This window comes from Pantoea sp. B_9 (assembly GCF_008632015.1).
GTDB classification, from domain to species: domain Bacteria; phylum Pseudomonadota; class Gammaproteobacteria; order Enterobacterales; family Enterobacteriaceae; genus Pantoea; species Pantoea dispersa.
Genome location: NZ_VWVL01000017.1, coordinates 1 through 10,801 on the forward strand (window position 1 = coordinate 1; position 10,801 = coordinate 10,801).

Here is a 10,801-nt window from a genome sequence, read left to right on the forward strand (position 1 = left end):
GCCAGGGCTTTCAGCCTTTTTGTGGCTCAGCCCCGCCGCTTAGGGGGATTCACCGCCCGGATAAAATAACACAACTCCCACAAAATTCAGGCATTACTCTGATTAACACCGGTACTGAAAAGCGGTGCCCGAAACAGTATTTTATAACGGTGGTAAACGTTACAACCTAGGCCAAGTGCCGGTCATCCGCCATTTCAGAGCTTCAGTGAGGATTTGTCAGTGGTGGGACAGCCTGCTGAACGACCCCTTATGTTCATTTTAGTTCCGTTTAATATCTGGTTCGGTAAGGTGAATGCTGCTAAGTTAAGTAATCGTGAATTATTTCTGACTGAACTGGGTGAGATATACCCATGAAGATTCTTACCATTCAGTACGTATGCGGACTGGCGGCCTTGCTTGTGATGACTGCCCATAATGCTGCCTTTCTGGGGGATTACTGGGAAAACCACATTCCCGGCGTCCTGAGCGTCGATGTTTTTTTCAAAGTCAGAGGTTTCATTATGACGTTCATCACTCGGGAGGCACCGGATGGAGCAGGTGCATTTTTAATTAAGCGTTTTCTGCATATGGCCTCCCCCTCTTTCTGGTCTGGCTCGCCTCACTTGTCTTTGTTTATCCTGAACGGACCAGCGGCCAGATGTCGTGTGTCCTTTATTTCTGCCTTCAGGATTACAGCAGTCAGTGGCCGACGTTTGGTTACAGCCCGCTCGGCCAACCCGGACCCTGTCCTATGAAGTCATGTTCTACGCCGTTTTTGCCCTACCATGCGTCTCAGTTATCGCTACCGCAGCTGTCTCTGTGCACTGATTTTTATAATTACCATAATAGTGCTGCTGTATTTTTGCTGTCTCCTGTCACTGTGGACTGGGCCTGGCTCTGAAAGTCATATGGATTAAATACTAACAACTGCTTCCCTCCAGAGGTATAATATTATAAATAACGCTAATGATTCCCAGCCCTACATAAAACTTTTCGGGGTTTTTGTCGGCATTTTGGAGGGTTGATTGCATCGGTTTATTAATTATCCAGATTGATGGCTGAATTATCAATTTTGGTTTTAACATTTATGAGTTCGAATCCGAAACGGATCTATGTTGAAAAGGAGAATAAATGGATAAGGATAATAATCGTGGCATGCGTGACTGGCTTATATTTATACGTACCGCTGAGTCCGGCAGTGTGGCGGAAACGGCACGGCAACTCGATCTTACTGCGCCTGCAGTAAGTAAAGCCATCAATCGTGTTGAACAGTATCTAGGGAGCGTACTTTTTACGCGCACACCTACGGGCATGAATCTTACGGATGCGGGAAAAACTGCTCTTAGGCATGCACGTAATATCACTAATTTGTTTGAAATACTCCTTGAAGAGATCCGAAATCCCGAAAATGAAATCAGGGGAACAGTAAGACTGACTGCGCCGGCTATTGTCTGCGAATTCCTTGCTAATGAGTGGGTATATGATTATTCCCTGACACATCCCGGTGTAAAAGTTTTTCTTGATGCTCGTGAACGTTCAGATCTACACCGCGACTCTCCGGAACTGGATGACCTTGTGTTACGCAGCGGGCGAATTGAGAGTGAGGAGCTGGTTCACCGCAAACTCAGTCCTTTGAAGTTAGTACTGTGCGCAAACCCAGATTATCTGAACCGTCATCCTCCAATCAAGCATCCCCGTGATCTTGAAAAACATAACTTATTTGGTATGCACCACCACGGTCTTTCCGGGCCGCTTATGTTGTCCCGGGGGGAAGAGTCATTTGTTCTCGAGAATATTTCAGATACTGGTATTTCTTCCAACAATCTTTTTGCTTTACTGAATCTTGTAATTCAAGGGAAGGGCATAAGCCTTGCCACCCCTGGGTGGCTGGCCTCCGGCTACCTCCGGCAGGGGCAACTGCAAATGATTCTGAAGGACTGGAAAATACCTGACCTGCCTGTATGGCTGATATGGAGACCTCGCGCTCATCAGACTCGGCTCTTCACCAGCTTCCGCGACTATATTGAAATTCGCTGGAACAGTCGTCCTCAGATATCGTCGACAGAAACAGAGTTAAAACCACTTCAGCCAGATTTTCTGATAAAAAAAGAGGAAGGTTGAATTGCCTGAAATGATGTCAGACAATCTGCTGGTTACGATATCGACGGCGAAAGTACTGCCGTCGATATTGCTTATCTGCCAGCTGAACGGGTCGAGCCGGAGGCGTGGCTATGCTACCTGCTGCCGTTGAAAGCTGATTTAACGTTCATCACGGCGTGATGGCTCAGAACCTGTAACTCACCTGCAGCGAACCTTGGCTCTGACGGTAGCCAGCACCTCCGGCTTGCTGCGTGAACATCACGGCTCCAGTTAGGCTCTGCGACAGACGCCCCTCCACGCCCGTTTTCATTTCCGCAATATTCCGACTCCCCCGCACATCATCCGTTTCACCGTTCATGCGCACGCTGTACGCTGCCGTATTATGCAGCCAGTTCACCTCAACGAACGGCTGAAACTCGCGTACGGTCTGCAGGTCCGCCACGCTTTTCCCGTTCAGGTAAGTCCTGACTCCGAGGCGGGTGGTGATGCCGGCGTTTCCCGTATTCTGAACCTGGGTGCCGCCCGCCTCGGTGTGGTCATCCGCCCTGATGCCGGACCAGACGGCCTGCGCATGCGGTTCAAGGAACAGACGGTTCTCCGTCGCGCTGCTGCTCTGCCAGCTTCCAGCCAGCCATGCATAACCACCCTCAAGCGACGCTTTGATCCCCTGACTGTTGTAGCGCTCCACAGGCAGCATATCCCCTGACACTTCGTTGTGGAACCAGTTATACTGCGCCCACGTCTCGGCCCAGGCACCGGTCTTCGCCTCCGCGTTCTGGTACCATGCGCCGTACATCCCTGCGCTATATCCGCTCACGCTGCCTTTCGCATCCCGTCCTGTCAGGCTGTTGTGTGAGTTGCTGTTCGCCCGGCCGTAGCCGCCCATAATGCCGGCATGAAATGCGTCCGTCCCGTCTGTGGAGACCTGAATGACGTCCCCGCCCAGTTGCAGTACGTAGCGATTCGTCTGTGTGCGGTTCTGCCTGTCCGTCATCGACGCGTGCCCGTGACTACCCAGGTTACGCATCCACATGCTGGTAGTTCTGACCTCACCCGTTGCCGGATCGGAATAGCGCGTTTCCCCGCTGCGGTCACGCATTGACAGGTCAAACATGCTATTCACCGCCTTAAGGTTAGCCGCATAGGCCGCCGCCTCGGGGCGATACATGCGGACTGGCTCAGGTGAAGGCCCGGGAGAAGGTGTGGGGTCAGGGACTGATGCGAAGGCAGTGCTGGTCAGGTACCAGCCCGCCGTGTCTGTGCCTGAGACATTTCCTTTGCGCAGTCTGTAGTCATAGGCACCGGCCACCACGCGGTTACCCAGCGAGAACACGGCGTCAGAGCGCCCGCCCACGCTGATAAGCTGAATGCCGTCCAGCGTCTGCGCGCCGCCGCCGTTCTCGTTGGTCACGAAAAGCGTGCTGGCACCGCTTGCGTTGCCGGTCACCACGAGGCGGTCAGTCAGGGAGTCATCGCCGCCCAGCACGCTGCCGAGCGATACCGAGCTGTCGGGCAGTCCGGTATAATCACCGTTAACCGTCAGGGTGTTGCCCGCGCTGGCCGGGGTGGGATTCAGCACGAGGCTCCCTCTGTTGGTGAGGCTGGCGTTTATAACGGAGGAGGCCATTTTTTCGGTGCTGAAAAGCAGCGTACCGTTCTGAGACAGGGCGCCATTAAGAACGCTGCCGCTTTCCAGCGTCAGGGTGCCGTTGTTGACCGTGCCGTTAGCGGCGGCCCAGTTGGCCGATGGCGAGAGCGTCAGTGAACTGCCGGAGCTGACGGTAATGTTGTCCACGCTGACGTTATTCGTGGCGGTGAACGCTGCACTGTTATTCACATCGCCCACGGACACGGTGGAGCCGTCACCGGGTGTACCGCTGACGGTGCCGCCAAGCACGGCACGGCTGCCGGCGAGAATGAGTGAGGCGCCACCGAGGCTGACGTCACCCCTGATGTTACCGGCATTAAGAATGCCACCTGTAACCGTACCGGTGTTCGTGAAGCTCCCCAGCGTCCCGGTGTTGCGCACCGCGTACTGGCCGCCGGAGAGGGTTCCCCGGTTATCAATCACCCCCACGCTGCCGTTATCCTCAATGTCCAGCGCCACCTCTCCGGCCCTGACGGTGCCCGTGTTGGTGAACGCGCCTGAAATGGTGCCGTCAGTGGTGAAGGCAACGGTGTCCGACAGCGTGGTGGTGGTGTTGGATACGGCACCTACAGTCGCGCCGGTGGCAATCCAGAGTGCGCGTCCGGTGCCGGAGACCATGCTACCCCCCGTGGTTTCCCAGCGGGCGATAAAGGCGCCAGGTTCCACAAGGAAAAGGAATTGATTATAGTCAGTGATATTTTTTGCGGGGTTCGTGTTATCAAATATTGAGTATCGGCCGGTCGTACTGGCAGACGTAGAGCCACTCAGAATAAATCCGTTCAATCTTCTCAGGTTAATATCTTGTGCAGATGTTTCTGACGCTAACAGGATACCAATAGAATTTAAACCGCTGGGGTTGCTGACCAAATAGGTATTCGCCTTTACTGTATTTAAACTTAAAAGTGAATCTAAAGCACCCTGAGTAAAGGCGTAGGGCCCTCCAGTTAAAGCATCAGGTAATATCGTCTGAACATCTGGCAATGTCGTGATGGCTGCATGGGATGCGCCAGCCATCAGGCAGCAGGTCAAACCCAGATATTTTATCATCAGAAATACTCCATTAAAATTACGAAGATATAATTGCGACTGAAAAGGAAAAGTGAGATCCGTGAGCATTTTCGCATAGTTGCTCTCTTAATACCGCTCCGGTCAATTAGCCTGCAAAAGAAGTGTAGCAGGAGGGACAGCAGCCGGATACAGAAGCCACAGTAGCACCTAAAAAACACCATCATATTATAAATCAATAATTTGGTGTCGCATCCCGATACAGGGATCTTCATAGACAGAGGCAATAACCTGTGCATGCGGATGACGCTGCATCGCGCCAGGGAAATCGCGCCATCTTTCCACGCACTGCTTGAGTAAATCCGCGTTGATGACGTTATGGTGAGTGGCACCATCAGACTAACCGCGCCAGCTGTGGTGTGCGAGCACCAGGCCTGCCACTGGGCGAATGATTACACTTTGCCTGCCCCCTGATGTGCAATTTTTACGGGACGTGCGGGAGCGGAGCGTCCTCAGCTTCGCCGGGCTGCCTGGCCGCCAGCTATATCGTCTGCGGGAGGCTGGTTCCCTTGCTGCCGAATGGAAAATCTCCGACCTTCCGGTGTGGCTGATATGGCGGCAGCGACACGGCAGGCGAAGCTCTTCATGCACTTCAGGGACTACATTGAGCAGTGCTGGGAAATACGCCCCCAGCGCCAGGTAAATCACGGACGAAGGCTGAAGTCCTTTTCACCTGCCGCTGCGAACGCAACCGGACAGGCGCCGGCTCAGCGTCTGCCTCCTTCACCTGAGGTCCGCATTTGCAGGCATGTCCTAAAAGTTAATGCCGACATAACCTCCCGGCGGTTTCATGGAGGCCTTCGCATCTCTATTATTGCCGCCCTCAGTTAACCTCCCCTGCGCTTTGCGGGCCCTGTCGGGCTGTTGCGCGGGCTCGTGAAAGGACAGAAATATGATGAAGTTTCATGCCGGTGCGCCCGCCGCCCTGCTGGCCGGCGCACTACTCACCCTGAGCACGGGCAGTCATGCCGCACCGCAGGTGGAAACCACGACAAATACCTTTCGCGTGACGCTCGGGGCAACCCGGATCGTTTATCCGGAAAAGGCATCTGGTGCGCAGGTGTCAGTGTCAAACCCACAGGCCTATCCCGTTCTGGTGCAGTCGTCCGTGACTATGGAGGATATGAAATCTCAGGCTCCTTTCGTGGTGACGCCACCTCTGTTCAGGCTTGAGGCTGGCCAGCAGAGCCGCCTGCGCGTCATCCGAACAGGCGGCAATCTTCCCGCTGACCGCGAGAGCCTGTTCTGGCTGTGCGTGAAGGCAGTGCCGCCGTCAGGAGATACCAGCGGCGGAGGTAATGGCAAGGTTTCTCTTGCCGTCAACGTGGCCATCAGCACGTGCGACAAGCTGCTGTACCGCCCTGCCGGCCTGAAAGCCAGTCCGGAGGAGGCTGCTGGCTCGCTGCGCTGGACCCGCCAGGGAGCCACGCTGCGGGTCAGTAACCCCACGCCGTTTTACATAAACCTGAAGACAGTCAGCGTGGGCGGAAAGCCCGCAGGTAATCTGACGTATGTTCCGCCGCAGGGCTCTGCCTCCCTGACGCTGCCCGCTGGCGCGGCCGGGGCAGTGTCCTGGACCGTGATTAACGACCTGGGGGGGGAGAGCCGGCGCTTTCAGATGAACCTCAGTTAACTTTTTCGTCAGCTGCAGCCTTCCGGGAGGGGTCATGCGACATTTTACCACAGCGCTGGCCCTACCGGCGGCCTGCTTCGCCGCCGGCGCGCTAGCGCAGGATTATCACTTTGACGCCGCGCTGCTTGGCGGTGCGGTGAAGAAGTCAGACCTTGAACTGTTTGAGCAGGGTCTGCAGCAGCCAGGTACCTACCGGATGGATGTGCTGCTCAACGGCGAACGGGTTGACAGCCAGGACATCACGCTGCGGCTGGTCAGTAAGTCAGACGGCCGCCGCGACCTGAAGCCCTGCCTGAGCACGACGCAACTGTTGCGCTGGGGAGTGAAGGTGGACACCTGGCCGGGCCTGACACAGGCAGGAGGCAGCGCTAACTGCGTCCGGCTGGCGGCCATTCCACAGGCGGCGAGCCGGGCTGACGTGGCCGCTCTGCAGCTGCATCTGGATATTCCCCAGGCTGCTCTGCAGCCGCGCTACAGCGGGCTGGCCCCCGAGGCGCTCTGGGATGACGGCATCACGGCCTTTCTGATGAACTATAGCGCAGGAACTTCCCGTACGGACGGAGACGGCGCAGGCCAGTCCTCATCTTGGGCGCAGTTGCTGCCGGGCTTTAACGCCGGCCCCTGGCGGGTCCGGAGCAGCTGGAGCTGGCAGAGCGGCGGACAGTGGCAGCGGGCGTACAGCTACGCCGCGCGTGGGCTGAGAGGCTTAAAAAGCCGCCTGACTCTGGGTGAGCGGACCACGCCGGGCGAAGTGTTTGACGGGGTACCCTTTACCGGAGTGATGCTGGCGACCGACGAGTCCATGACACCGGCCGGAGAACGAAGTTTTTCGCCAGCGGTCAGCGGCGTGGCGCGCACGCGCGCCCGGATTGAGGTGCGCCAGAACGGCTACCTGCTGAAAACTCTGCAGGTGGCACCGGGGCCTTTTGATATTCAGGACTTACCTGCCAGCGGCGGGGGCGATTTGCAGGTGACGGTGCATGAGACCGACGGCCACAATCAGTTCTTTACTGTGCCCTGGCAGACCCCGGCCGTGGCGCTTCACACTGGCTACCTGAAGTACAGCCTGGCCGGCGGATCCTACCGGGTCGCCGGTACAGGAACGGTAGCCGCCCCGCTGGTTCAGGGTACGGCGATGTACGGCCTGCCGCACGGACTCACCGTTTATGGTGGTCTTCAGGCAGCGGCACACTACAACAGCCTTTCGCTCGGGCTGGGCGGCTCGCTGGGCCGACTGGGGGCCATCTCCGCCGATACAACAGCCGCGCGAAGCGAACTCTCTGACGGCAGCAGGGAGGCCGGGACATCCTGGCGGGTGCGATACAGCAGCCGTCTGCATGCAACAGGAACCGGTTTTTCTCTGACAAGTACGCAGCACACCTCGCCCGGCTACCGTCAGCTCGCGGAGGTGATGGACGGCTGGCAGAGGGAGAGGGGGCGCTATCAGACCGTACGGGGGGGGCAGATGCGCGGCAGTAGCACCCTGACGCTGAATCAGCCGCTGGGAGCGCTGGGCGGCATCGGACTTAACGTGAACCGAACCAGATGGTGGGGCGATAAAGGGAGCAACTCGGGATATGGCATCAGCTGGAGCGCGTCGCTGCGCGGTACATCCGTCTCGGTGAGCTGGCAGCAGAACCGGCTTCGTTCCGGCTGCCGGGACAGCACCCTGAATATGTGGCTGAGCGTACCGCTTACCGGCGGCACGAATGCCAGCTGGAGCCTGTACGAGCCGTCCCGCGGCAGCCTGACACAGGAAGCCGGACTGAGCGGGCTTGGCATGGACGACAGGCTGAGCTGGGACGTCAGGGCGCGCTATCTCAGCGACGTACCTGCCGATCAGCGCAGCAACAGTACCCTGCACCTGGGCTGGAGCGGTACCTACGGGCAGTCCGAAGTGGATTATGGCTACAGCCCTTCAGGAAGGAATATAGGGGCAGGTGTGTCAGGTGGTGTGATTGTGCACCGTCACGGCGTCACCCTGAGCCAGCCCCTGAGTGAGACGGTCGCACTGGTGAGCGCTCCTGGCGCTGCTGGCGTGAACGTCACCGGATGGCCTGGAGTCAGGACAGACCGGCTAGGCTACACGGCAGCATCCGGTATGAACAGCTTCCAGGAAAATACCGTCAGCCTGGACCCGACCGCACTGCCCGACGACGTGGAAGTCACACAGACTGATGTGAAGGTGGTACCTACAGCCGGCGCGGTGGTGGCGGCGAATTTTTCCACCCGCACCGGCGCCCGGGCTCTTGTGACATTACACCACCCTGACGGCTCGCCCGTGGCGTTTTCAGCCTCTGTCAGCGCGGAGGGCGTGGAGGGCAGTGTGGGCATGGTAGGGGATGGCGGTCAGGCCTACCTGACCGGCCTGCCCGTAAGAGGTACGCTGCGCGTGCGAGAGGGTGCAGGCGCCTGCAGGGCTGGCTACCGCCTGCCGGAGGAGAAGAGCGTGGCAGGGTTATACACACTAAACGCCGTATGCCGATGAATGACAGAAACATACCTGAAAATGGAGGGTAGCATGGTTTACGGCAGGAAAATGTTCGTATGGTCCGCGTTACTGGCGGGGCTGATGCTGAAAAGCGTCTGCGCCAGCGCCGATGAAAATCCCAGCCTGCAGCTCAGAGCCGCTTCGGGCCTGAAGGCCGGGAAGGTGCGTGACGGCACGCTGCTTATGTCCGGGCGCGTCAGCAGCAATTCATCCCATGTCGGGTTCCGGCTGCTTTGCAGATCTGAACCCGAGTCCGGCCATCCCAGCCGCTGCACGCTGTCCGGACAGCGTGACCCCGGTCACCGGCTGCGGGTGCGCCTGAGCGGTCCAGTCTGGCGGCCCGGAGCACAAAGCGATGGTGCTGTGATTACGTACGCCACAGGTGCCGCCGACTTCCGACTGGAAGCAGACGGCGATCAGTACGTGGATGCGGATACCTGGACGGTGGCGCTCAGCGCGTCCGTCCTGAACTAACCTGGCCCTGTGCCAGAAACACCACCTCGCCATATGGCGAGGTATAAATATCTGAAATATTGAACAGGAAAGAAACTTATGAAAATGCGTTTACTGACCGGACTCATCGCCGCCGTCTGCTTCAGCCAGGCAGCATCCGCTGCTGAGCTGAGCGGAGGCACCATCAGCAACCTGACCACGGCGACTGCAGACGTAGAGTTTAGCCAGCCGATTACGCTTCAGAACACACTGACGCCGATTTCTGGTCTGAAAGCGGGTCAAAAAGTGTCGTCCGCTAATCCTCTAACAATTGCCAACGGAAGCCTGGCGATTAAAGATTCCGGTGTCACTGCGTTATTGGCTTTAAAATTTGGTAATGATTCTTTAGGACCTGCAACTAGCTATGCTGCTGGGCATGAGGGGGAAGAAGATTACAGCTTTAATTATATTCCTATGCCAAAAGACGCAGATCTGGATAGCATGGAGAGTAAATATGATGTTATTCGGATCAACGGTGATGTGTATGCGGTAACCCCCACAGCTTCTAGCAAGCTTGATTATAACGTTTGGGCGGTTGGTGATGGCACCAAAGCTGTCAAGCCAGGGATCTACACCATCAGCATGACCGGGGCGATTTACAACCCGTAAGGCCCCCCCTTCCGCACATGAAGGGCCGTCTGCACGGCGGCCCTCTTCAGCGGACGGATAAGAGTAAGATGTAACTCTCATGGATGAGCTTTTTCTCCACGGGCACGTCCCGTAATGCTGACATGGCTGCAAAGTTATCCCGCTACGTCTTCAGCGAATGCAGCACTCTGATGCATTTGCTGCTGAGCGTCTGCATGGAATATTCGGACCCGAGCGGGCTGCTGTATATCTGCGCCATGCCAGCGTACAGTGACTGCATTAGTGGGGCGATTTCCTCTTTACGGACCGCAAGATACCGCCAAAAAAGTAAATACATTACTGTGACAGCCTTATGTCAATAACAGTCGCCGGAATTTTATACGGGCGGGCATGCTGAATACGCATGCGGATGTAAGCATAAAACTTATCTAAACTGAGGTGGCACGAGGCCTTGGTGAATATTCTGGTAGCTCAGGTTTAACCTTTAAGTACCATTTTACTGTGTTGCGGAAAATGCTGGTTTTTTGCTATAGCAGCGACTGCTTATGTCCTGCTTGCACAAAATTTAATTGCTATAAAAATTTCAAAAGTTACCATGAAGATATCCCTTATTCTGGAGGACAGAGTAAGCCCAGGTTTAGACACCTACCGTTGGGGGAGCACTTTAGCACCGTTGCTAACACCTGCGAAGCCAGCCGGATAAAGTCAGACCGTGCAGCTGAACCTCCTGCCGGCTCCGCCGGGTTTTCTCAGGCCCGATGATGCCATAAAATGCCGTATTTCAGGGCCACTTTTTCATGTGGTC

7 protein-coding genes are annotated in these 10,801 nt (G+C 56.5%); 6 read left to right on the top strand and 1 reads right to left on the bottom strand.

The window, feature by feature from the left end; genetic code table 11:
- Positions 1-350: 350 nt before the first annotated feature.
- Positions 351-734: a hypothetical protein gene (locus tag F3I21_RS22885; RefSeq protein ID WP_150059870.1), complete on the top strand. Its 384-nt coding sequence runs from the start codon at positions 351-353 to the stop codon at positions 732-734.
- A 376-nt stretch (positions 735-1,110) separates the two neighbouring features.
- A complete protein-coding gene (locus tag F3I21_RS22890) occupies positions 1,111-2,100 on the top strand; it encodes a LysR family transcriptional regulator (RefSeq protein ID WP_150059871.1) in 990 nt (329 codons plus the stop codon).
- Positions 2,101-2,263: 163 nt separating this feature from the next.
- Here the strand turns inward: F3I21_RS22890 and F3I21_RS22895 are convergent, their stop codons facing one another.
- Complete coding sequence (locus tag F3I21_RS22895; protein WP_223815739.1) at positions 2,264-4,843, bottom strand: autotransporter outer membrane beta-barrel domain-containing protein; 2,580 nt, start codon at positions 4,841-4,843, stop codon at positions 2,264-2,266.
- 841 nt (positions 4,844-5,684) lie between these two features.
- Here F3I21_RS22895 and F3I21_RS22900 point away from each other — a divergent pair.
- The 4 genes from F3I21_RS22900 to F3I21_RS22915 all read left to right on the top strand — a co-directional run bounded on the left by F3I21_RS22900 (position 5,685) and on the right by F3I21_RS22915 (position 10,017).
- A complete protein-coding gene (locus F3I21_RS22900) occupies positions 5,685-6,425 on the top strand; it encodes a fimbria/pilus periplasmic chaperone (protein ID WP_223815740.1) in 741 nt (246 codons plus the stop codon).
- A gap of 34 nt (positions 6,426-6,459) precedes the next feature.
- On the top strand, positions 6,460-8,913 hold the full coding sequence (locus tag F3I21_RS22905; protein WP_150059872.1) for a fimbria/pilus outer membrane usher protein: 2,454 nt from the start codon (positions 6,460-6,462) through the stop codon (positions 8,911-8,913).
- A 33-nt stretch (positions 8,914-8,946) separates the two neighbouring features.
- Complete coding sequence (gene afaD / locus F3I21_RS22910; RefSeq protein WP_150059873.1) at positions 8,947-9,390, top strand: AfaD family invasin; 444 nt, start codon at positions 8,947-8,949, stop codon at positions 9,388-9,390.
- A gap of 78 nt (positions 9,391-9,468) precedes the next feature.
- Positions 9,469-10,017 (top strand): hypothetical protein, encoded by a 549-nt coding sequence (locus tag F3I21_RS22915; RefSeq protein ID WP_150059874.1) that lies wholly within the window; start codon positions 9,469-9,471, stop codon positions 10,015-10,017.
- The last annotated feature ends 784 nt before the right edge of the window (positions 10,018-10,801 follow it).

Bases quoted from the DNA above. Each gene is read 5' to 3' on its own strand.
- F3I21_RS22915 (WP_150059874.1), top strand. From the start codon at position 9,469: ATGAAAATGCGTTTACTGACCGGACTCATCGCCGCCGTCTGCTTCAGC.
- F3I21_RS22895 (WP_223815739.1), bottom strand. From the start codon at position 4,843: ATGCTCACGGATCTCACTTTTCCTTTTCAGTCGCAATTATATCTTCGT.
- F3I21_RS22900 (WP_223815740.1), top strand. From the start codon at position 5,685: ATGATGAAGTTTCATGCCGGTGCGCCCGCCGCCCTGCTGGCCGGCGCA.
- afaD (WP_150059873.1), top strand. From the start codon at position 8,947: ATGGTTTACGGCAGGAAAATGTTCGTATGGTCCGCGTTACTGGCGGGG.
- F3I21_RS22905 (WP_150059872.1), top strand. From the start codon at position 6,460: ATGCGACATTTTACCACAGCGCTGGCCCTACCGGCGGCCTGCTTCGCC.
- F3I21_RS22885 (WP_150059870.1), top strand. From the start codon at position 351: ATGAAGATTCTTACCATTCAGTACGTATGCGGACTGGCGGCCTTGCTT.
- F3I21_RS22890 (WP_150059871.1), top strand. From the start codon at position 1,111: ATGGATAAGGATAATAATCGTGGCATGCGTGACTGGCTTATATTTATA.